The 22,011-nt window shown below is 67.1% G+C and carries 21 protein-coding genes; 12 read left to right on the top strand and 9 right to left on the bottom strand.

Annotated features, from left to right (window positions below):
- The 4 genes from JYP50_RS16955 to JYP50_RS16940 all read left to right on the top strand — a co-directional run bounded on the left by JYP50_RS16955 (position 1) and on the right by JYP50_RS16940 (position 5,026).
- A complete protein-coding gene (locus JYP50_RS16955) occupies positions 1 to 1,998 on the top strand; it encodes an acetyl/propionyl/methylcrotonyl-CoA carboxylase subunit alpha (protein ID WP_206561744.1) in 1,998 nt (665 codons plus the stop codon).
- A complete protein-coding gene (locus JYP50_RS16950; RefSeq protein ID WP_206561743.1) occupies positions 1,999 to 2,904 on the top strand; it encodes a hydroxymethylglutaryl-CoA lyase in 906 nt (301 codons plus the stop codon).
- A 98-nt stretch (positions 2,905 to 3,002) separates the two neighbouring features.
- A complete protein-coding gene (locus tag JYP50_RS16945; protein WP_206561742.1) occupies positions 3,003 to 3,377 on the top strand; it encodes a hypothetical protein in 375 nt (124 codons plus the stop codon).
- 95 nt (positions 3,378 to 3,472) lie between these two features.
- A complete protein-coding gene (locus JYP50_RS16940; RefSeq protein WP_206561741.1) occupies positions 3,473 to 5,026 on the top strand; it encodes a cation:proton antiporter in 1,554 nt (517 codons plus the stop codon).
- A gap of 46 nt (positions 5,027 to 5,072) precedes the next feature.
- Here the strand turns inward: JYP50_RS16940 and JYP50_RS16935 are convergent, their stop codons facing one another.
- From JYP50_RS16935 to JYP50_RS16925, 3 genes are read right to left on the bottom strand one after another with little or no spacing between them, the layout of a single operon-like run.
- Positions 5,073 to 5,390 carry a YqcC family protein gene (locus JYP50_RS16935; RefSeq protein WP_206561740.1) on the bottom strand — a complete coding sequence of 106 codons (318 nt, stop codon included), beginning with the start codon at positions 5,388 to 5,390 and terminating at the stop codon, positions 5,073 to 5,075.
- Positions 5,391 to 5,399: 9 nt separating this feature from the next.
- Complete coding sequence (gene dinG / locus JYP50_RS16930; RefSeq protein ID WP_206561739.1) at positions 5,400 to 7,526, bottom strand: ATP-dependent DNA helicase DinG; 2,127 nt, start codon at positions 7,524 to 7,526, stop codon at positions 5,400 to 5,402.
- Positions 7,520 to 8,695, bottom strand: coding sequence for a 1-acyl-sn-glycerol-3-phosphate acyltransferase (locus tag JYP50_RS16925; RefSeq protein ID WP_206561738.1), 1,176 nt, complete (start codon positions 8,693 to 8,695; stop codon positions 7,520 to 7,522). The genes dinG and JYP50_RS16925 overlap by 7 nt, the downstream gene beginning before the upstream one ends.
- Before the next feature lie 169 nt (positions 8,696 to 8,864).
- Between JYP50_RS16925 and JYP50_RS16920 the strand changes: the two genes are divergently transcribed.
- Entirely contained in the window at positions 8,865 to 9,086 is a 222-nt protein-coding gene (locus JYP50_RS16920; protein WP_206561737.1) for a hypothetical protein, read from the top strand.
- Positions 9,087 to 9,361: 275 nt separating this feature from the next.
- Positions 9,362 to 9,634 (top strand): hypothetical protein, encoded by a 273-nt coding sequence (locus JYP50_RS16915; protein ID WP_206561736.1) that lies wholly within the window; start codon positions 9,362 to 9,364, stop codon positions 9,632 to 9,634.
- Between the two features lie 48 nt (positions 9,635 to 9,682).
- On the opposite strand, the gene JYP50_RS16910 is transcribed toward JYP50_RS16915, so the two are convergent.
- Both JYP50_RS16910 and JYP50_RS16905 read right to left on the bottom strand, forming a co-directional pair.
- Positions 9,683 to 10,684: a tyrosine-protein phosphatase gene (locus tag JYP50_RS16910; RefSeq protein WP_206561735.1), complete on the bottom strand. Its 1,002-nt coding sequence runs from the start codon at positions 10,682 to 10,684 to the stop codon at positions 9,683 to 9,685.
- Positions 10,685 to 10,741: 57 nt separating this feature from the next.
- Positions 10,742 to 11,392, bottom strand: a complete 651-nt coding sequence (locus JYP50_RS16905) for a TetR/AcrR family transcriptional regulator (RefSeq protein ID WP_206561734.1) — start codon at positions 11,390 to 11,392, stop codon at positions 10,742 to 10,744.
- Between the two features lie 137 nt (positions 11,393 to 11,529).
- Between JYP50_RS16905 and JYP50_RS16900 the strand changes: the two genes are divergently transcribed.
- Positions 11,530 to 11,976: a diacylglycerol kinase gene (locus JYP50_RS16900; protein ID WP_347136834.1), complete on the top strand. Its 447-nt coding sequence runs from the start codon at positions 11,530 to 11,532 to the stop codon at positions 11,974 to 11,976.
- Positions 11,977 to 12,117: 141 nt separating this feature from the next.
- Positions 12,118 to 12,384 carry a 30S ribosomal protein S20 gene (rpsT, locus tag JYP50_RS16895; protein ID WP_206561733.1) on the top strand — a complete coding sequence of 89 codons (267 nt, stop codon included), beginning with the start codon at positions 12,118 to 12,120 and terminating at the stop codon, positions 12,382 to 12,384.
- Positions 12,385 to 12,707: 323 nt separating this feature from the next.
- Here rpsT and JYP50_RS16890 read toward each other — a convergent pair whose 3' ends face one another.
- Positions 12,708 to 13,886 carry a ferritin-like domain-containing protein gene (locus tag JYP50_RS16890; RefSeq protein ID WP_206561732.1) on the bottom strand — a complete coding sequence of 393 codons (1,179 nt, stop codon included), beginning with the start codon at positions 13,884 to 13,886 and terminating at the stop codon, positions 12,708 to 12,710.
- A gap of 115 nt (positions 13,887 to 14,001) precedes the next feature.
- Between JYP50_RS16890 and JYP50_RS16885 the strand changes: the two genes are divergently transcribed.
- Together JYP50_RS16885 and JYP50_RS16880 are read left to right on the top strand one after the other, a co-directional pair.
- Complete coding sequence (locus JYP50_RS16885) at positions 14,002 to 15,000, top strand: AraC family transcriptional regulator (RefSeq protein WP_206561731.1); 999 nt, start codon at positions 14,002 to 14,004, stop codon at positions 14,998 to 15,000.
- Entirely contained in the window at positions 14,993 to 16,078 is a 1,086-nt protein-coding gene (locus JYP50_RS16880) for a patatin-like phospholipase family protein (RefSeq protein WP_347136832.1), read from the top strand. Before JYP50_RS16885 ends, JYP50_RS16880 begins: the two co-directional genes overlap by 8 nt.
- Before the next feature lie 77 nt (positions 16,079 to 16,155).
- Here the strand turns inward: JYP50_RS16880 and JYP50_RS16875 are convergent, their stop codons facing one another.
- Complete coding sequence (locus tag JYP50_RS16875) at positions 16,156 to 16,431, bottom strand: polyhydroxyalkanoic acid system family protein (protein WP_347136831.1); 276 nt, start codon at positions 16,429 to 16,431, stop codon at positions 16,156 to 16,158.
- Between the two features lie 263 nt (positions 16,432 to 16,694).
- Positions 16,695 to 17,564, bottom strand: coding sequence for a TIGR03619 family F420-dependent LLM class oxidoreductase (locus tag JYP50_RS16870; RefSeq protein WP_206561730.1), 870 nt, complete (start codon positions 17,562 to 17,564; stop codon positions 16,695 to 16,697).
- Positions 17,565 to 17,764: 200 nt separating this feature from the next.
- Between JYP50_RS16870 and hslO the strand changes: the two genes are divergently transcribed.
- Together hslO and JYP50_RS16860 are read left to right on the top strand one after the other, a co-directional pair.
- The gene (hslO, locus tag JYP50_RS16865; protein ID WP_206561729.1) at positions 17,765 to 18,643 is read left to right on the top strand and encodes an Hsp33 family molecular chaperone HslO; all 879 of its coding nucleotides are present in this window, start codon (positions 17,765 to 17,767) and stop codon (positions 18,641 to 18,643) included.
- Between the two features lie 199 nt (positions 18,644 to 18,842).
- A complete protein-coding gene (locus tag JYP50_RS16860) occupies positions 18,843 to 20,402 on the top strand; it encodes a phosphoenolpyruvate carboxykinase (RefSeq protein WP_206561728.1) in 1,560 nt (519 codons plus the stop codon).
- Positions 20,403 to 20,472: 70 nt separating this feature from the next.
- Here the strand turns inward: JYP50_RS16860 and JYP50_RS16855 are convergent, their stop codons facing one another.
- On the bottom strand, positions 20,473 to 21,543 hold the full coding sequence (locus JYP50_RS16855) for a class I SAM-dependent methyltransferase (protein WP_206561727.1): 1,071 nt from the start codon (positions 21,541 to 21,543) through the stop codon (positions 20,473 to 20,475).
- Positions 21,544 to 22,011 lie beyond the last annotated feature (468 nt).

Genomic DNA, 22,011 nt, shown 5'->3' with positions numbered 1-22,011 from the left:
ATGTTCAGCAAGCTGCTAATTGCCAACCGCGGCGAAATCGCCTGCCGCGTCATCAAAACCGCCCGCCGGCTCGGCATCGCCACGGTGGCGGTGTACTCCGACGCCGACCGCGACGCGCTCCACGTTGAGCTGGCCGACGAGGCGGTCCATATCGGGCCGTCCCCCGCCCGGGAGTCCTACCTGGTCATCGACAGGATCATCGAGGCCGCCCGCGCCACCGGCGCCGAGGCGATTCACCCCGGCTATGGCTTCCTGTCGGAGAACGCCGCCTTTGCCCGCGCCTGCAGCGAGGCCGGTGTGACCTTTGTCGGGCCGCCGGTGGCCGCCATCGAGGCCATGGGCTCCAAGTCCGCCGCCAAGCAGATCATGGAACAAGCCCAGGTACCACTGGTGCCCGGCTACCACGGCGAGGACCAGGACCCCGCGCTGCTGAAAAAAGCCGCCGACGACATGGGCTACCCGGTCCTGCTCAAGGCCACCGCCGGCGGCGGCGGCAAGGGCATGCGCCAGGTGTGGGCCGCGGACGAGTTCGACGAGGCGCTGGCCGCCGCCAAACGCGAATCCAGCGCCAGCTTCGGCGACGACACCATGCTGGTGGAGAAGTACCTGACCAAACCCCGCCACGTGGAGGTGCAGGTCTTTTGCGACAACCACGGCAACGCGGTGTACCTGGCCGAGCGCGACTGCTCGGTGCAGCGCCGCCACCAGAAGGTGATCGAGGAAGCTCCGGCCCCCGGGATGACCGCCCAGCTGCGCCGCGACATGGGCGAAACCGCGATCCAGGCGGCGCGGGCCATCGGCTACAGCGGCGCCGGCACCGTGGAGTTCCTGCTCGACGAGGACGGCAGCTTCTACTTCATGGAGATGAACACCCGCCTGCAGGTCGAGCACCCGGTCACCGAGATGATCACCGGCCAGGACCTGGTGGAATGGCAGTTGCTGGTGGCCAGCGACGCGCCCCTGCCCCTGGCCCAGGACGAGATTCGCCTCCACGGCCACGCCTTCGAGGCGCGGGTCTACGCCGAGGACGCGGCCAACGACTTCCTGCCCGCCACCGGCACCCTGGGCTTTTTGCGCCCGCCGGAGGAATCGGAGTTCGTGCGCGTGGACACCGGGGTGCGCCAGGGCGACGAGATCAGCGTGTTCTACGATCCGATGATCGCCAAGCTCATCGTGTGGGACGAAACCCGCGAGCGCGCCCTGCAGCGCCTGGCGAGCGCGCTCAGCGACTACCGCATCGGCGGCACGGTCACCAACCTGGACTTCCTGTACAACCTGGCGACCTGCCGACCCTTCCGCGAGGCCGAGCTGGACACCGGTTTCATCACCCGCCACGGCGAGCTGATCTTCCACCAGCGCGAACAGGACCTGCAGCTCGATTTGACCCTGGCCGCGCTGTCCCTGCTGCTGTACCGCCAGCAACAGGCCGCCAGCCGCAACTGCCTGGACCCCTGGACGCCCTGGCAGTCGCACAACGGCTGGCGCCTGAACGAGCCCCACGCCCAGCACCTGGTGCTGCACTGCCACGGACAGGACTTCCCGGCGGTCGCCGAATGGCTGGGCCAGGGCTACCGCATCCGGGTCAACGGTCACGACACCGTGGTCCAGGGCGAGCTGGAGGGCGACTGCCTGCGCTTTGAACTCGCCGGCCACCGCCAGCGCGGTACGCTCGCCGCCACCGACGAGGGCTTCACCCTCTACCTGCCGGCCGGCGCGGTGCAGTTCAGCGAGGTGCGGCCCGACACCGGGGAGCTGGATGCCTCGGGCGCGGCCGGCGGCCTCAACGCGCCGATGAACGGCACCGTGGTCACCCTGTTGGTGGAGGCGGGCGCCGCGGTGGCAGCGGACCAGCCCCTGCTGGTGATGGAGGCGATGAAAATGGAGCACACCATCCGCGCCCCGGCGGCGGGCACCGTGGACAGCTTCCTGTTCCAGCCCGGTGAGCTGGTCGATGGCGGCGCCGAACTGCTGCGTTTCACCCCCGATGAGGAGGCCTGAATGACACTGCCGGACACAGTCACCCTGGTGGAGGTGGGCCCCCGCGACGGACTGCAGAACGAAAAGGCCACCATCGCCCTGGCGGACAAAGTGCGACTGATCGACGACTTGGCGGCGGCGGGGCACACGGTGATCGAGGCCGGCAGCTTCGTGAACCCCAAGTGGGTGCCGCAGATGGCGGACAGCGAGGCGGTATTCGCCGCGCTCACCCGCCGGCCCGGCGTGCGCTACGTCGCCCTCACCCCCAACCTCAAGGGTTTCGAGCGCGCCCTGGCCGCCGGCGCCGACGAAATAGCGGTGTTCGCCGCCGCCTCCGAGGGGTTCTCGCAAAAGAACATCAACTGCTCGGTGGCCGAGAGCCTGGAGCGCTTCGCGCCAGTGGCGACGGCCGCCCGCGAAGCGGGCCTGCCGGTGCGCGGCTATGTCTCCTGCGTGCTGGGCTGCCCCTACGACGGCGACATCCCGCCCGAGCAGGTCGCAAAGGTCACCGGCGCCCTGCTCGATATGGGCTGCTACGAGGTTTCCCTCGGCGACACCATCGGCACCGGCACCGCGGGCAGCATGGCGCGGCTGCTGGACACCCTGCTGGCGAGCTACCGCGCCGAACAACTGGCGGTGCACTGCCACGACACCTACGGCCAGGCCCTGGCCAATATCCTGGTGGCCCTGCAGCACGGCATCGCCACCGTGGACGCCTCGGTGGCCGGCCTCGGCGGCTGTCCCTACGCCCGCGGCGCCACCGGCAACGTGGCCACCGAGGATGTGGTGTACATGCTGCAGGGCCTGGGCATCGACTGCGGGCTGGACCTGGACGCCCTGGTGCGCGCCGGCGCGCGGATCTCCCGCGCGCTGGGTCGGGAGCCAGCCTCACGCGCCGCCCGCGCGCTGCTCGCCCGGGAAAACTAGACCCAATGGCGCGCCGGAGCGAGCCGGGCCGGCGCCGTAAACGCTTTTCCCCCGACCGGGGCGCTGTGCTACATTCGCGGAAATTTCGTGGAGACACCATGCCGACCCGGTACACCTACCTGATGCGCCAACTCGCCGCGCTGTTGATCACCGCCAGCGGCCTGTGGCAAATCGCGGGCCTGTGGCTCGGCGAGCTCGACGCGGCGCACCTGCTCACCGCCCTGGTCGGCGCGGCCTACCTGCTGATCGGCCTGGGCCTGTTCGGGCAGTCGCGCTTCACCCTCTTTGTCGCCATCGCGTTGCCGGCGGCCATGCTCTGGCTGGCACTGTCAGGCAATGCCCCGTGGACATCGCCGCCGTGGACAGAAGCCACCTGGACCACCGCCAACGTCCTGCGCGGCGCCGTCGACGCGCTGGTCATCGCGCTGAGCGCCCGGGTGCTGTGGGCCCTGCGCCACCAACCAAGCATCTAATTGCCCCTCCCGTGAACCGCGGCGGCCGGACTGCCACAATCATTTATCGTGGCGCGGGTATAATGCCGCCTTTCGCACAGTAAACGACGCACTCTATGTTGGACCCCCTGATCATCGTCATCGCCCTGGCCTGTGGCATGGCAAGCCGGGCGGCCGGGCTTCCGGCCCTGATCGGCTACCTCGCCGCCGGCTTCCTGTTGCATGAACTGGACATCGGCGGGGGCGGCATTCTCGCCACCCTGTCGGAGATCGGCATTACCCTGCTGCTGTTCACCATCGGCCTCAAATTGAATCCCCGAGACCTCCTGCGCACCCACATCTGGGGCACCACCGTGGCCCACATGGCGGCCATGCAGCTGTTTTTCCTCGGCGTGTTCTACCTGGCCGATGCTTTGATACCCGGGCTGACCATCGACTTCACCGCGGGCCTGGTGGGCGCCTTCGCCCTGACCTTCTCCAGCACCGTATTCGTGATCCAGGTGATGCAGGAGCGCGGCGAGATGGCCTCCCGCCACGCCCGGCTGGCGATTGGCATCCTGATCATCCAGGACCTGGCGGCGGTGATCTTCCTCGGCTTCTCCGCCGGCAAGGTACCGGGACCCGAGGCCCTGCTGTTACTGCTGCTGTTGCCACTGCGCGGGCTTATCCTGCGCCTGCTGACGCTCAGCGGCCACGGCGAGCTGTTCACCCTGTTCGGGCTGACCCTGGCCCTGGGGGGCGCCGGCCTGTTCGAGGCCACCGGCATCAAGGGGGACCTGGGCGCGCTGATCATCGGCGCGGTGCTGGCGGGCCACCAGAAGGCCAAGGAGTTGTCGCGCAACCTGCTGCAGTTCAAGGACCTGTTCCTGGTGTGCTTCTTCCTGTCCATCGGCCTGGAGGGCTGGCCCCAGCGGGAGATGATCCTGCTGGCGGCGGTGCTGGGCGTGCTGGCGCTGGTCAAGCCGCCGCTCTACTTCCTGCTGATGACACGCCTGCACACCCCGCCCCGCACCGCCCTGCTGGCATCCCTGCCGCTGACCAACTACAGCGAATTCGGGCTGATCGTGGTGGCCATCGCCGCCAGCGCCGGATGGATGGACGCGCAGTGGTCCGCGGCCATCTCCCTGGCCATCGCCATCAGCTTCATCATCGCCTCGCCGCTGAACCGTATGGCGCATGTGCTGTACCGGCGCTGGCACAGGCAGCTGCAGGGCTTCGAAACCGAGGTGGTGCGAGCCGCCTACCCCGACACGCGCGATGTGCGGGTCATCGTGCTGGGCATGGGCAATATCGGCACCGGCGCCTACGAGGCCATGGCGGAGCGCTTCGGCGAGGCGGTACTGGGCGTGGACGACAACGACCGCAAGCTGGCCCAGCACCAGCGGGCGCGCCGGCGCGTGGTGGCCGCCGACGCCTCCGACCCGGATTTCTGGCAGCGCATCGACCTGGACGGGGTGGAACTGATCATGTTGGCGCTTACCAACCACGAGGAGAACAAGCTGGTCGGCAAGCTGCTCGGGGACCTCGGCTACCAGGGGCGTATCGCCGCGGTGGTGCGTTTCAGCGAGGAGGCCGAGGAGCTGGAAAGCGCCGGCATCTCGGCCTTCAACCTTTACGCCCAGGCGGGCTCGGGCTTCGCCGCGCACGCCGCGGCGCAACTGGGTCAATAAACCGCGGCGCGCGATGGCGCCAGCCGGGCGCCGCGGAAAACCGGGATCACTCCCCCGATAGCAGGTCGTCGACCCGTTGCAAGGCCGCCATCAGGCCGTCGATGTGCAGTCCGGCACCGCGGAAATACTCCTGCGCCAGTGGCGTGATCGCGCAGCGCCCGGGCAGCGGCTGCTCCTCCTCCAGCAGTTGGTAGAGGGTGGGCAGGAACACGAACTGCAGCCACTGGGGCAGGGTCAGGGTGTCGACACAAAAGGGTTCGGTACTGGCCAGGGCCTCGCTGGAAGGCGGAATCCGGTCCCACAGGCCCAGCTGCCGGAGCTGGGCCTCAATGTCGATCAATACCTCGGCGACCTCGGTGCGCATACCGTTGCCTCACTGCAGTTCGCGGCGAAAGGGGGGCAGGCTGTCCAGGATGGCGCGCCCGTAGCGCCGCGTCAGGATGCGGCGGTCCATCAGCGTGACTCGGCCGCTGTCACTCTCCGAGCGCAGCAGGCGACCACTGGCCTGCACCAGCCGCAGGGCCGCGTCGGGCACGCTGATTTCCATGAAGGCATTGCCGCCACGGTCCTCGATCCACTCGGCCAGGGAGGCCTCGATGGGACTGTCGGGCACCGCGAAGGGAATCTTGGCGATCACCACATGGTCGCAGTAGCGCCCCGGCAGGTCGACCCCCTCGGCGAAACTGGCGAGGCCGAAAATCACGCTGCCCCGCCCGCTGTCCACCCGCTCCCGGTGGCGGCGCAGGACCTCCTGCTTGCTGGCGTCGCCCTGCACCAGGGTGCGCTCGCGCCAGGTATCGTCAAGCCCCGCGAAGACCTCGAGCATCTGCCGGCGGGAGGAAAACAGCACCAGGCTGGCCTGCCCGGGGTCCAGCACCCGGGGCAACAGCTCGATCATGGCCGCGGTATGGCGCTCGGCATCCCCCGGATCGCAGTCCATCTTCGGCACCGCAAACACCGCGCGGCTGTAGTCGAAGGGGCTGGCCACCGCCTTGAAGCGGGCCTCGCGGGACACGCCGGAATGCAGGATGAAGCGCTCGAAGGAGTTGAGCGCGGTAATGGTGGCGGAGGTGACAATCACCCCCGCCGCCCGGGGCCAGAGGTAATCGTTCAACAGGTCCGCCGCCAGGATCGGGCTGCAGCGCAATTCGAAACCGTGCCCGCCGCCGCCGTCGAGCAGGGTGATCCAGCGCGCCATCGGCGGCTGTTCGCCCTCGCCGCTGACCGCGTAGGCTTCCCACAGGGCCAGGGTGGACTCGGCCCGGCCCAGCATGCCGCCGATGCTGAGGTGCCAGGTTTCCAGCTCGCCCTTGTCCACCCCCGCGTGCTCGTCCTCCAGCGCGTCCTCCAGGGCGGACTCGATGCGCGACAGGTTGCTCGCCAGCGATCGAAACTGCCCCGCCAGGCCGCCGGCCACCGGGATCAGGGACTCGGGCACCAGGCCGTGCTCAAAGCGCAGGCGGACCTCGTCGCGCCCGTCCCGGGCCTCATGCCCCTCAAACAGCCCCGCCACCACCTGCTCCGCCACCTTCAGGCTCTCGGCGCTGGACTCCAGCTGCTCCGGCAGCTGTTTCAGGCAGTGCCGGATACCCTCCAGGGCACCCAGGGTCGCGGCGCCCTGGGCCAGCGACTTGCCGCTGTCCTGCAGCCAGGCGATGGTGGTGTGGAGGCGGCAGAAACTGGCGAAATGGGACAGGGCCTTGTCCGGCAGGTGGTGGCCCTCGTCGAAGACGTAGATGCAATTCTCGGGCTCTGGCAGGATCGCGCCGCCGCCCAGGGCGAGGTCGGCCAGCACCAGGTCGTGATTGGCGACGATCACGTCGGCGTGGGTGAGTTCCTCGCGGGCGCGGTAGAAACTGCACTGGGCGATATTGGGGCAGCGGCGACCGCTGCACTGGCTGTGGTCGGTGGTGGCGCCGAACCAGACCACCTCGGGCACCGCGCCGGGCCAATTGTCGCGATCGCCGTCCCACTCGCCGCGCCCGAGGGCGTCGAGCATCGCGGTATAGATCGGCAGGGCCTCCGCCGACTGGGGCAGCTCGAACTCGTCCGGGTACAGCGGCAGTACGCCGCTCTCCCCCTGCCCCTGGGCCAGCTGGCGATCCAGCTTGGACAGGCAGACATAGCGCCGCCGGCCCTTGGCCAGGGCGTAACTGAAGTCCAGGCCGCTGTGGCGCTTGATGTCGGGCAGGTCCTTGTTTACGAACTGTTCCTGCAGCGCCACCGTGGCGGTGGCCACCACCAGGCGCTTGCCCAGGGCCTGGGCCATGGGGATCGCGGTAACCGCGTAGGCGATGGTCTTGCCGGTGCCGGTGCCGGCCTCGATCACGCACACCGCCGGCTCCGCCGGGGGCGCCTCGCCAGGGCCGGGAATGCGCGCCAGGGCGTTGGCGATCTCGGCGATCATCTGCCGCTGTCCCCAGCGCGGACTGAGGGACTTGCCCTCGATCACCGCGGCGTAGGCGGCGCGGATGCGGTCCTTGAGTTCCTCGCTCAGCACGAGCCGCGCCGGTCCTCGAGCAGGGCCAGCTTGCTGGTCACGGCGTTGGCGTAGATGCCCAGGGCGTACGGCCGGTGGGCCTCGGGCATGGCCTGGATACGCGCCTCGAACGCCGCCCGCGAGCAGTCGCCCTGTTCCTGGTGGATATCGTCCGGCAGCGCCGTATCCTCGCCGTTCAGCATGCGGTAGGCGTAGAGATTGGAGGGGTGCAGGCAGTACAGGGCGACCACCTGTTCGTCGACCGCCGCGGCCACCTCGTCCGCGTCCTGGTAGTCGCCATCCAAAGGCGTGCCGAAAGACACGTGCACCCGGCCCTTGGCCCCGGCGATACCGCGCGCGATCGAGGACACGTCCTCCTGCTCCGCCTTTTCGTAGCGGCCGGTGGTCGCCAACTGGTGGAGCTCATTGGCCTTCAGTGCGTCGCAGGGGTCGAGTTCATAGGAGATGGCCACCGGCACGATGCCCAGTTCGCGAATGAAATCCGCCAGGCTCTGCGCCTGTTTGTCGCGGCTCATCGCCAGCATCTTGACCACCGCGGGCTCGGTGCGGTCGACGCCGTTCTTGGCGCGCCCTTCGCGCTGGGCGATCCATACCGGCGCCCCCTCCTGCAGCAGGCTGTGGCGAATATAGGCCGACAGCTGGCGCGAGGCGGCCAGTAGCTCCCGCGGCCCGCTCACCGAGCGCTTGACGATAAAGCTTTTATTGAGGCGCATCAGGTCCGACACCCAGGGCTTGGTCAGCAGGTTGTCGCCGATGGCGATGCGCACCGTGTCGTGGCCGCCCAGGTGCAGGGCGTAGTTGGTGAAGGCCGGGTCCATGGCGATGTCGCGGTGATTGCTCATAAACAGGTAGGGCCGGGAGGGGTCGAGCTGTTCCAGGCCGGACACACTGAAACCGCCGGTGGTGTCCCCGATCATGCGATCCATGTAGGCCTTGATCACCATCTGCATGCCGTGCACATCGTGCACCCCGCGCAGCTCGCGCCACAGGTAGGCCCGCACCAGCGGCCGACACAGGCCCGGCGCCAGCCGCGCCAGGCGCCCCAAACGCAACTTGGCCAGGGCGTCCAGCAGCTCGGGGTCGCCCAGCAGACGGGACAGCACCGCGGGCACTTCCTCATCGCGATAGGGTCGGATGTCGGCGAAGGTGTCGGCGAAAGTGTCGGTCAAGCGGGGTTCTCTCGGGGCCTGGAAAGCGGGACACCATACCCAAATTCCCGGGGCGAGTCATCAGGGCGCGCCCGCACTGGCCGAAGTTGAATAGGTCCGGCACGGGTGACCGGCACAAGGGCTTTCTGCTAATCTTGCGCCGGCCTGACATAATATCCTTGGAGGACACATGGACGCTGGCTCTGCCGCTTTAATGACTTTCGGGGTTGCCGCCCTGTTGACCAGCTGGATACTGCTGTTGATCGCATCCTGGAAAGAGGACTACGCCTGGGGGCTGTGCACCACCCTGCTGCCGCCGCTCTCCTACCTGTACGGGCTGTTCCGCCTGGACAAGGCGGGCCAGGCCCTGCTGGTGGCCCTGGTGGGCTGCGTGTTCATCGCCCTCGCCTGAGTGGCCTCGCCACCGGGCGCGGTTGTTACCGCGTCCGGCATTACAGAACTGTAATACCCTTGCCCGCACCCGACCGCGGCAAGAATTATTTTTTAGTTATCAATAACTTGCCTTCGGTTCGCGCAAGTACATCAACGGCCGTTACCAAAGCACCCACCTACCTTACAAATCCGTAACGTTACACGCGCCGTATCTGCCCTACACTATGGCCACATATTGCGGGCCATTGCGCCCGAGCAACCCTCACCAGTCCATAGCGCATATAGAGGTAGACCATGAACCTGATCAAAACCGCCGCGGCCGCCACCCTGCTGATCGTCTCCGCGGGCAGCTTCGCAGCCAAACCCACCAGCATCGTGTTCAAGGGCAATAGCGAAACCGCCGACGGCACCCCCTTCGCCGAATACACGGTGAAATGCTCCAACGGCAAGCAAATGCCGCTGACCGCCTGGGACAAGCGCCGCAAGTGGTGCGTGGGAGAGGCCAGCGCGGAAAACTGCGAGAAGAAGCAGATCAAGGCCGCCAAGGAAGCCTGCGACGCCGCCTGATACCGCCTGCCGGCACCGCCCCCGCGCGGTGCCGACCCGCCGCCGGCCTCAGGGCTCCAGGTAGCGCCGGCGCAGTTCGGCGCGCTCCGGCGCCCCCACACCCATCACCTCTTCCAGATAGCTCTCGATGTCGGGATAGCGTTCGTCAATGCTATCCAGAGCCGCCCGTAAATAGGCCTCGTCGACCCGCAGCATGGGCATGATGGCCGCGCTGTCCGAATCGTTCATGCCGTATTTGACGCGGGCCCGCTCCACCTCGGCCTCGGCATTGTAGAAGCGGCTGCTCAACAGGTAATCGCGAATCACCACCTGCTCCGGCACGCCCAGGGCCAGCAGCATCAGCGCGGCGGCAAAGCCGGTGCGGTCCTTGCCCGCGGCGCAATGCACCAGATAGCGGGCGTCGTCGCGCGCCAGGATCTCGGCGAACATTCGCCGGTAGACACCGGCCTCCTCGTTGGCCAGCTCGCGATTGACCGTGACCATGAACTCGAACATCACCTCGGGCCCGGGTATCGGCCCGTCGAGCTGCTGCAGGAAACCGGAGTTGTTGCCCGGCAGGATCGGCAGGCTGTGCACCCGCGGCGGATTGGCCGCGGGCAGGCGGGAGGGTTCGTGCTGCTGCTCAGCCTCCTGGCGGAAGTCAAACACCATGTCGAGACCCAGGCTGGCCAGCAGCTCCAGGTCGGGATCCGTCAGCCTGGCCAGGTGACCGGAGCGGAACAGGTAGCCCCACTGAACCCGGCGCCCGTCGGCGGTGGCGTAGCCGCCAAAATCGCGGAAGTTGGGCGAACCTTCCAGCCCCAGGCGCCGCTCCGGGGCCAGCACCTCGTTGCCATGCTGGTCGCGAAGCCGGAAGTAGTGGCGGCGCGCGGGTGGCAGCCCGCTGACCCGGGCGCGGTATTGCGGCGGCTCGGCGTAATGCGCCTCGACCGGGGCGCTGGCGGCCACCGCCTCGATGAGAACACGGGTGTCGGGCGCGCTGGCGTCCCACTCAATGTGGTAGTCGCCGCCGGGGGCGCGCCATATCTGTACTGCGTCGGTTAATAACATCGATGGTTCCAGTTAATTGCCGGGGCCAGTGTAAGCGGCCCGCGTTAAGTTTTTGTCTCAGGAGTCGCCGGCGCGCTCGCCCGGCGTCCGAAAATCGAAGACCGCCTGCAACAGGGTGGTAACCAGCTTGAGCTGCTTGTCCAGCGCCGACTGGCTGAAGGGGTCCTGGCCCAGCAGGTCGCGGTACATGGGGGCCATGGTGACGTAGGACATCACCAGGTTATTGAAGGCCATCACCGCCCAGGGCTGCAAACCGGCATCCCCCAACAACGGCCGCGGCTCGTCCTCGATCGGGTGCTCGCTGTCGAACATGGGCCGAAAGAAGCGATCGACCAGCTCGCTGGTCCCCGGGCCGCCGGACAGCGCCGCATGCTGCAACAGGCGGGCGAGATTGGGGTTGGCGTGGTGCTTGCGGACAATCGTCTCCAGCCACAGCAGCACCCGGTCATGGGTGATTGGCCCACTGCGCAACTCCGCAATGGGGCCGCTGAAGTCGTCCAGCAGGCGCTCCATTACCGCCGTGTACAGGGCCTCCTTGTTACGGAAATGATTGTAGAGACTGGGGGAGCGAATGCCCACCCTGTCCGCCACGTCACCCAGGGAAGTGGCGCTGTAACCGCGCTCGGCGAACAAATCCTCCGCCGCATCCAGAATGCGCTCCGCGGTGGAACCTGGATCGGGGACGACAGAGGCGACGGGTTCGGGCATGATAGCGGCTCTCACCAAACGGGCTAGACTAATGGCCATTAGTATACCCCAGCTACCCTGCGGGATTCACGCCGGGAACGCCTTTTGCTGGCGCCCGCTGGACCTGCCGGCGCCCGCCACCGGCCAGGAGGGACGACGTGTCACAATCCGATAGGCAAAAAAGCAACGTCACCCGCTTCCCCGGCGGCCACCCACCGGCGATGAGCAAGCCGGGCAAGCGCGGCCTGGCGCGCCTGGTCGCCGCCACCGGGCACTCCTGGTCCGGCCTGCGCGCCGCCTGGCGCTCCGAAGAGGCCTTTCGCATCGAGGTATCCCTGGCGCTGGCCTTTGTGCCACTGGCCTTTGTGGTAACCGCGGACATCGGCCACCAGCTGGCCCTGCTGGTCACCTGCGCCCTGGTCATTCTCGCCGAGATCCTCAATACCGCCATCGAGTCCGCCATCGACCGCATCGGCCCGGAGCACGACCCTCTCTCGGGCCAGGCCAAGGACCTGGGCTCCGCCGCGGTACTGGTTGCCCTGATCCTGTTCACGGCGGCCTGGGGCCTGTCGATCTGGCACTGGTGGCGGGGCGGGGGCGGCTGAAGGGACAGCCCCATCGCAGGCATTTGCCGTGGGCATCCGCCGCGGGCATCCGCCGCGGGCTTCGCCGTGGTGTTGACAAGTGCCACCTGAATGTGAATAATCGCGCCTCTTTGAATTTCGACCCCCGAGAGGACAGACAACGTGGCCAATTCACCACAAGCCCGCAAACGCGCCCGCCAGGCCGAGAAGCGCCGCAGCCACAACGCCAGCCTGCGCTCCCTGGTGCGTACCCAGATCAAGAAAGTCGCCGCCGCGGTTAGCACCGGCGACGTGGAGCAGGCCAAGGCGGCCTACGCTGCTGCCGTTCCGGTCATCGACCGCATGGCCGACAAAGGCATCATCCACAAGAACAAGGCCGCTCGCCACAAGAGCCGCCTGAACGCCCGGGTCAAGGCCCTGGCGGCGTAAGCCTTCCGCTTTCCACAAAAAAGCCGGCTCACGCCGGCTTTTTTGTGCCTGAAACTTGGAAAAACCCCCTCCCTGTAGGGTCGAATTCATTCGACCTCAAAACTGTGCTTTGCCAAATCCAGCCCAATTACCGTAGTCTTGTTCATGGTCTCCTCCTCATCCCGTGCAGATAGGACGTACATCCTTATCTTGGCGCATCGCGACGCCGTTGGAGAGGGGAGGAGACCATCTCATCGACCTCCGAGCCGGCGGAATGAATTCCGCCCTACAAGAGGGGAATCCTCGCCCCCTGTAGGGTCGAATTCATTCGACCTCGCCCATGCTCAGCTCGCCTCGCGCGTCTCGGCCTCTTTCAGCTGGTGGAAGTCCTCCATCATGCTCTGCTCGTAGCTCTGGGCTTCCTCGGTATCCAGGGGGCGCTCCAGGGTCGCCCAGTCGATGTCGCCGTCGGTGGCGAGGTTCTCGAACTCCAGGATACCCAGCTCCTCGAACTTGGGCCGGATGCGGTCGGTCAGCAGGCCGATGCGCTTGAGGTTGGGGATCACCCGCTGGAACAACAGGTTGCGGAAGGTGGACATGACAAAGCCCTCCAACACCTGCTTGCGGGTCGCTTCCACGTCCCAGCCGAAGTGGCGGAACACGTCGGTGGCCACCAGCCGCTCGCGGCTCACCACGCAGGCCTCGTAGGCGAACTGGGCGCGCTCCTCGCGCTCCTCCTCGCTGAGGGTCTTGACGAACTCCTCCAGGTAGTTGACGCCGAACGTCACGTGGCGGGCCTCGTCGCGGGTCACCAGGTAGACCACGTCCTTGAGCACCGGGTCCGGCGTGGTTTCGCGGGTGGTGTTGAAGGCCGACAGGGCCAGGCCCTCGATCACGATCTGCATGCCGATGAATTTCATGTCCCAGCGGGCATCGGTGAGGATCTTGTCGATGATGCTCTTGAGGTGGGTGTTGATCGGGTACATCAGCCCGATGCGCTTTTGCAGGTACTTGTTGAACACCTCGACGTGGCGGGCCTCGTCAAAGGTCTGCGAGCCCGCGTAGAGCTTGGCGTTCAGGGTCGGGGCGCAGGAGCACAGCTGCGAGGCCACCAGTAGCGCGCCCTGCTCGCCGTGCAGGAACTGGGACAGGCTCCAGGCGTTCATGTGCAGCCAGAATTCCTTGCGGCCCGCCTCGTCCAGGTCCAGGTAGGGCTGATAGGTGTGCAGGTTGAACAGCTCCGGCATCCGCTCCTCTTCCGGCCAGGGGCGATTCCAGTCGATGTCCATTTCCGGGTCCCAGTTCAGCTGCTTGCCCAGGTCATAGAGCTTCTTGATGCGATCGTCCTGCACCTTGTAGTCCCAGTTGTAGGACCCGGTCAGGGGCGTCTGGAAAATTTCCGCGATGTGATCGACGTCGCCGGCGGTCAGCAGCTCCTCCAGGTCGGGGTTGTCGCTGGGGTAATCCGCCCCGGCAAATTTCTGGATCTTGCGCGGCGTTTCCGCTTCCCATTGCACGTGCATGGCTGAGCTCCTATTTAGGGTTGTTAGACAAGCCGAATTCCACTATGGGAGATACCCGCCGGGTCAACAAGGTGAAGTCTTGTCATTATATGGTCATTTGTGGCCAAATAGCGCCATGCCGAAGACCTCCACACCCGCCCAGTACATCCTGATCCTGATCGACATGGTCGAGGAGCAGGGTCATTCGCGCGAACGCCTGCTGGCCGGCACCAGCCTGGCCAGCACCGGCATCCACGGCATCGGCGCCCGGGTCAACGAGGAGGATTTCGCCCGGCTGGTGGCCAATGCCTTCGAACTGACCGGCGACGCCGCCCTGGGCCTGCACCTCGGCCTGCGCCTGAACCTGTCGGCCCATGCGGTGCTGGGCCAGGCCTTCATGACCTGCCGCGACCTGCGCCAGGTGATGGATCTGTTCCTGAAGTACTATCACCTGCTGTCGCCGGCCCTGTACCTGGAGTTCGAGGTCCGCGACGGGCGCTTCATCCTGACCACGGTGAGCACCCCCGAGGAAAACCCCATCTCCTTCGCCTACGAACTGATGTACGCGGCCACGCTCAACACCCTGCGCGGCCTGCTGAACATGCCGGACCTGCGCATGCGCATCGAGGTCCCCTACGCCGCCCCGGGCTACGCCGCCGAATACAACCGGGTATTCGGCGACGACGTGCACTTCGACGCCGTGCGCGGCCGCATTTCCTTCGACGAGACGCTGCTGGATACGCCCCTGCCCTCGTCCAACCCGGCCCTGCGCGCGCTGTACGAAGAGGAGTGCGCGCGCTTGCTGGCGGACCTCGAGGAAGAGGATTCGGTGGCGGAGCAGACCCTGCGGCTGCTGCGCAAGCTGGAGGGCCAGTACCCGCAGATGCCGCAGATCGCCAAGATGCTGAATTTCAGCCCTCGCACCTACCGCCGCCGCCTGGAGCAGGAGGGCCTCTCCTTCCAGCAACTGCTGGACAAAGTGCGCGCCGAGCACGCCACCCGCTACCTGCAGAACACCCGCCTGCCTTTGGCGACCATCGCCTACCTGGTGGGCTTCAACGACCCCTCCAATTTCCGCCGCGCCTACCAGGGCTGGACCGGCCGCTCGCCGCGGGAGGTGCGCGGTGGTGGCTGAATCCGGCGCGACCGGGCGCGCCCTGTCGGTGTACATGGGCCGCACCGCCGCCGCGCGCATCGCCGCCGAGGGCTGGGAGCCATCCCTGTTCAGCCTCCTGCTCGGCGCCTCCGGCGGGCCGAAGTGGTTCGTGCTCAGCCAGCTGGACCGGGTGCTGTTCGGGGATTTCCTGCAGCGCAGCGAGGCGCCGCTGTCCACCCTCGGCTCGTCGATCGGCGCCTGGCGCAACGCCTGCCTGGGCGTGGCCGACCCCGCCGCCGCGATCGCCCGGCTGGAGCGCGGCTACCTTTACCAGCACTACGCCACCCCGCCCGGCCCGGCCGAAGTGAGTGCCGCCAGCGCCCGCATCCTCGGTGAAACCCTCGGCCCCCGCGGCGCTGCCGAAGTGGTCGCCAACCCGCGCATCCACAGCCATATCGTGACCGCCCGGGGCCGCGGCGCGGCGGGCGCGCGCTCCGGGCCGGTTCTGGCCACCGCCATGGGCGCCGCCGCCCTCGGCAATACCGTCGACCGGCGCCTGCTGCGCCTGGCTTTCCAGCGGGTGGTGTTCCACAGCGGCGCGGGGCACTTACCGGGCCTGTCGCTAGCGGACTTCCAGACCTGTTACGCGCCGCTCACCGAGCGCAACCTGGGGGCCGCTCTGCACGCCAGCGGCGCCATCCCCTTCGTGCTGCGCGGCGAGCGCGACATCGCCGGCGCGCCCCCGGGCCAGTACTGGGACGGGGGCATCATCGACTACCACTTCGACCTCGCCCAGTACCGCGGCGACGGGCTGATCCTCTACCCCCACTTCCGCCCGGGCATCACCCCCGGCTGGTTCGACAAATTCCTGCCCTGGCGCACCCGCCCGCTACGGCGCCAGACCGTGGACCACCTGGTGCTGCTGTGCCCCAGCGCCGACTTCGTGGCCGACCTGCCACGGGGCAAGATCCCCGACCGCGGCGACTTCACGCGGCTGGCACACGAGGAGCGGGTGCGGTACTGGGAGCAGTGCGTGGCGCGCAGCCAGGCCCTGGCGGAGGAATTCACAGATTTGATCGGGGGTGGCGACCCGCTGGCCGGGGTCACCCTTATCTGACCGGAAGGCGCGGCGCTCAGTGGCACGGGCGCCTGGACAAACCGCGATGATAGCGCCGGTTTAACCGCTGGCCGGCGTCAGCTGACGTGCTCGTCGAGGTAGCGCTGCACCTCAGCCTTGAGCATGCCCTTGAAGGCGGAGGCCAGCAGGCCCAGGCTCACCGACACGTCGACCACGCCGTCCTCGATCGACAGCCGCCCGTCCACCCCGGCGCCCTTGATCTGCACGGTATCGCCCTGCCACCGCGAGCGCACGCCGTGCTCGCGCTCCAGCTGCCGCGCGAAATCCTCGGCGGCCTCGCGCAGGTCCTGCTTGGGCATGGTGTAGGCTTTGGTCAGGCGAAATCCGGCCACGGTTGTGTTCTCACGTCTCAATCACGCGCAGTATATGACAGGCGCCGCGGGGCTGGATACCGGTGCCCTGCGCCCGCCGGGGCGAGACCCTGGCCTCGATTTTCCGGGATCGCCCCTGTAGGGGGCCATTTATTGTTATTGCGCCGTTTTTTGGTCGAATGAATTCGACCCTACAGGGGTATATTCACCCCTTGCAGGGACGGATTCGATCGGCCGCATGCGGCCGTGGTCGAATGAATTCGACCCTACATGGCGTGCGACGACTAGCGGCCCTGGATGAACTCCCCGGCGTACCAGTTGAGCATGTCGATTTTCTCGTTCAGCGGCTTGTCGGGTTCCATCTCGTAGACATTGCGGAAGCCGATGATCACATCGGTGACGCCAATCGCCTCCAGCTGCTCGATGCCCTCCCGGCTAAAGGCGTCCTGGCCGGTGGTATAGATGCGGAAGGGGCGGTCGGCGGTGCCGTACTCCTCGCGCAGCTCGCCAAGACGGCCGATGTAGGCGCGCAGGTCCTCCAGCCCGGCGCCCGCGCACATCCAGCCGTCGCCAGTGCGGGCGGCGCGCTTCAGCGCGGGCTCGGTGTGACCGCCGATCAACAGCGGCGTGGGCGCCGTGGGCGCGGGACACATCTTGTTGGCCGGCATCTGGATCAGCTCGCCGTCATAGCCGAAGAATTCGCCCGTTTCCAGGCCGCGCAGAATCTCGATCTGCTCGTCAAAACGCTTGCCGCGCTTTTCCCAGGGCACCCCGCAGACCGCGAAGTCCTCCTCCCAGGGGCTGATACCGATACCGAAATCGAAGCGGTTGTTCGACAGCGCCTGGATGCTCTGCACCTGCTTGGCCACCACCGCCGCCTGGCGCACCGCCAGCTTGTAGACGAAGGTGGCAAAGCGGATTTTTTCGGTGACCGCGGCCACGTGGGCCACCGCGATCAGGCTCTCGATAAAGGGCACGCTTTCCAGGAACTCCCGGCTGCCGTCCTTGTTGTAGGGGTACTTGGAGCTGGCATCCCTGGGGTAGCAGATGCTGTCGGGAATGGTCAGGCCATCGAACCCGGCGGCCTCGGCGGCCTTGGCCAGGGGGACGTAGTGATCGGCCTCGCTCATGCCAATCTGGTAACTGAATCTCATACCTGTACTCCTCGTGATATCGACTCTCGGTGGTGGGCCTACACTCTAGACGGGGCGGCCGCGGCCGTCATCGCGGCCTTGAATTTTGCCCGGGCTGGCCTCAAATACTGAACCCTCGCCAACGTTACGCCCGCGGACGCCAACAGGATCATCATCGCCGCGCGCCGGCCCCACATCGAAATATGGATTACACTACCGCCATGAGCACCGCAAACACCGACCACAGCCAGCGCTTCCTCTTCGAGCAGGCCGACATCCGCGGCGAAATCGTGCAACTCGACCGCGCCTTCAACGACCTCATCGCCCTGCACCAGTACGCCCCCGGGGTCAGCAAGTTGCTGGGCGAGTTTCTCGGCGCCGCGGTCCTGTTGAGCACCACGCTGAAGTTCGATGGCCGGCTCATTCTCCAGGCCCGCAGCGAGGGCCAGTTGCCGCTGCTGATGGCGGAGTGCAGCAGCGACCTGGGCGTGCGCGGCATCGCCCGCGGCGCGCAACAGGCCACCAGCGAGTCCTTCGGCCAGCTGCTCGAGCAGGGCCACCTGGCGATTACCATCGACCCGCACGCGGGCAAGCGCTACCAGGGGGTCGTGCCCCTCGACCAGCCCTCGCTGGCCGCCTGCCTGGACACCTACTTCGAGCAGTCCGAGCAGCTGCAAACACGCCTGTGGCTGGCCTGTGACGGCGACCGGGCCGCGGGCATGCTGATCCAGCAGCTGCCGGCCACGGTGATAAAGGACCCCGCGGAGCGGGAAAGGCAGTGGGAGCACGCCTGTGCGCTGGCGCAAACCGTCACCCCCGAGGAGTTGCAGCACCTGGCGCCCGGGCAGCTGCTACAGCGCCTGTTCCACGAAGACCCGCTGCGGCTGTTCGAACCGCGACCGGTACGCTTCCAGTGCACCTGCTCCCGCGAACGCACCCTCGGCGCCCTGGCCTCCCTGGGGCCCGGGGAGATCGAATCCATCCTCGCGGAACAGGGCGCGGTGACCATGGACTGCGAGTTTTGCAACAGCCGCTACCGCTACACCCGCGACGACCTGGGGGGGCTGCTGGGCACGAGCCCCGACAGCAGCCTCCACTGAGCGCCGCCAGGTACGCTTGAACCGCCCCGCTCGCGGCGCCCCCGGGGCGCCGGTGAGAGGCTGCAGGATCGGCGAAATTTTCACCTATTCGGTTCGCATAGTGTCGCGTTTCTGACATAATTACGGCCCCCCAAAGACCCAGTACAGAGGCCAGGCGGGCCCGATGCAGGCCCGCGCCCACCGAAAAACAGGACACACAATGACCGCCGACATCCAGACCACCAGGGAGTTGACCGACCTGGGGACATCACAACTGATCGAAGAGGCCCTGAAACGGGGCGAGGGCATACTGGCCGATACCGGCGCCCTGCTGGTGACCACCGGCAAGCGCACCGGCCGCTCCCCCGCCGACCGCTTCGTGGTGCGCGAGGCCAGCACCGAGGACAGCATCGACTGGGGCCCGGTCAACCGCCCCTTCGACAGCGACACATTCGACGCCCTGTGGGATCGCGTCGAGGCCTACATCAGCGAGCGCGACCGTTTCGTCTCCCACCTGCATGTCGGCGAGCACAGCGACCACTACCTGCCGGTCAAGGTGGTGACCGAAACCGCCTGGCAGGGCCTGTTCGCGCGCAACATGTTTATCCGCGCGGAGAATTTCAACGTCGGCCGCAAGCCCGAGTGGACCATTCTCAACTGCGCCGGTTTCCAGTGCGAGCCCGAGCGCGACGGTACCAACTCCGACGGCGTGGTGATCATCAATTTCGCCCAGCGCAAGGTCCTGCTGGCGGGCATGCGCTACGCCGGCGAGATGAAAAAGGCCATGTTTTCGGTGCAGAACTTCCTGCTGCCCGAGAAAGACGTGATGCCCATGCACTGCTCCGCCAACGTGGGCGAAGAGGGCGACACCACCCTGTTCTTCGGCCTGTCCGGCACCGGCAAGACCACCCTCTCCGCCGACCCCGAGCGCTACCTGATCGGCGATGACGAACACGGCTGGGCCAAGGGCTCGGTGTTCAACATCGAGGGCGGCTGCTACGCCAAGACCATCGACCTGAGCCAGGAAAACGAACCGGTCATCTGGGACGCCATCCGCTTCGGCAGCATCATCGAGAACGTGGTGCTGGACGACAAGCGCCACGCGGACTACAGCGACACCAGCCTCACCGAGAACGGCCGCTGCTGCTACCCGCTGGAACACGTGGCCAAGCGCACCGAGTCCAACGCCGGCGGCGAGCCCAAGTGCGTGATCTTCCTCACCTGCGACGTGTCCGGCGTACTGCCCCCGATCTCCATCCTCAGCAAAGAGGCGGCGGCCTTCCACTTCCTGAGCGGCTACACCGCCCGCGTGGGCTCCACCGAGCTCGGCGCCGAGGCGGGCATCCACCCGACCTTCTCCACCTGCTTCGGCGCGCCCTTCATGCCGCGCCCCGCCGGCGACTACGCCGAGCTGCTGATGAAGCGCATCGAGGACTTCGGCAGCCAGGTCTACCTGATCAACACCGGCTGGACCGGCGGCTCCGGCGCCCCCGGCGGCACCGGCTCCCGCTTCCCCATCCCGGTGACCCGCGCGGTGGTGGCGGCGGCCCAGAGCGGCGCCCTGATGAACGCGCCCACCGAGCACCTGGACATCCTCAACCTGGACTTCCCCACCTCCATCCCCGGCGTGGATCCGAAGTACATCAACCCGCGCAACAGCTGGGGCGATGTCGAGGCCTACGACGAGCAGGCGCGCAAGCTGGCCACCCTGTTCGTGCAGAACTTCGCCAACTTCGACGTGTCGGCGGCGGTCGTGGCGGCCGGGCCGAAAGCCGACTAGGGCCACCACGTCCCGAAGCAAAGGGCTCACCTGTTGGTGGGCCCTTTTTCGTTGCGCCGCCGGCAGCCTGTCAGGCGATGGCCTCCAGCACCATGTTGGTGGGTGTCTCCGTGGCCCGGCGCACCTGCTCGAAACCCGCCGCGTTGAGCACCTCCGTCAGCCGCTTCTGCCCGGCCTGGGCACCGAGCCCCAGGCCGACGTCCTGGGCCCGGGAGGTGGGCACGCAGACGGTGGTGGAAAAGCCGTAAAAGATTCCCGACAGCAGGTTGAGGTTGTCCGCCAGGCTGTCGCCGGCCAGCGGCTCCACCAGCATGAAGGTGCCTCCGGGCTTGAGGGACTCGCGGATATGGCGGGCCGCGCCCACCGGGTCGCCCATGTCGTGCAGGGCATCGAAGATACACACCAGGTCGTACTCGCCCTCCCCGGGATATTCCGTCGCGGCGCTGCACGCGAAGCCGAGGTTGGACAGGCCCGCCGCCCGCCCCCGCTCGCTGGCGGTCTCGATCGAGGGCGCGTGAAAATCAAAGCCCCGCACTTCGGAATTGGGGTAGGCCTGCGCCATAAGGATACTGGACGACCCCAGCCCGCAGCCGATGTCGGCGATTTTCGCCCCGGCCTTCAGCCGCTCCTCGACCCCGTCCAGCGCCGGTATCCAGGCATCGATCAGGTTGGCGGCGTAGCCGGGCCGGAAGAAGCGGTCGGTGCCGCAGAAGCAGCAGCCGTGGTGCTCGCCCCAGGGCCGCCCGCGACCGCTCTCGAAGACTTCGAGGGCGGTGTCGTGGGTGGCGTACTGGCCGACAACGGCCTGGAAGAAGCCCTGCATACAGGTGGGCTCGCCCTCGTGGGCGAACAGGGCGGCCTGCTCGGGGCCGATGGAGAAGGTGTCGCTGCCGCCGTCGTAGTCGATGTAGCCGAAGGCGGCGTTGGCGGACAGCCACTCGCGCAAATAGCGCGCGTCGACGCCGGTGCGCACGGCGAGGTCGGTGTGGCTGATGGGGCCGGCCTCTTCCAGGGCGGCGTAGACTCCCGCCTGGTCGCCAAGGTAGGCCATGAACAGGCCCATGGCGCCGCCGACGTCGGCCAGCACCTTGCCAAATAACTGCTCGAACTTTACCTCATCAAATGCCGCTGATTCGCTCATGTCGATCACCTGTGGGTTGGCTTGATGAATGTACAGCGCCACGCCCCGGCATGGGGGTGGTGATCAGTGAGTGTAGTTGCGGTTTGGGTAAACGCGAGATTCGGGCTTGAGCGCTGCTTTGCGGGCTTAGTGGGTAAGCGCCTGGTTCTAGTTTGGGCACTGCGTCACCCGAAAGCGGGAGGGCCCTTGTCGGACACGCCGTAAACCCATCCATGGGGGCTCGAGCTCGACATCCATGTCTCACACGGTCCGACAAGGGCCCTCCCGCTCCCGGGCGCCGCTCGACTATCTCAGCACGGTTCAGATCCGTAACGATATTTGGCTCTGGCCGGATAGAACACTGAGAGTCGAGCGGCGCGGACGGGGTGGTGGCCCCTCGGCGGACCGTTGAGGACATGGATGTCCGATACGAGCCTACATGGATGTATTCACGGCGAGTCCGCCGAGAGGCCACCATCGCGGCCGCGA

Source organism: Parahaliea mediterranea, from assembly GCF_017255185.1.
Lineage (GTDB): Bacteria > Pseudomonadota > Gammaproteobacteria > Pseudomonadales > Halieaceae > JAFKCZ01.
This window is presented reverse-complemented; position numbering and strand designations above follow the sequence as displayed.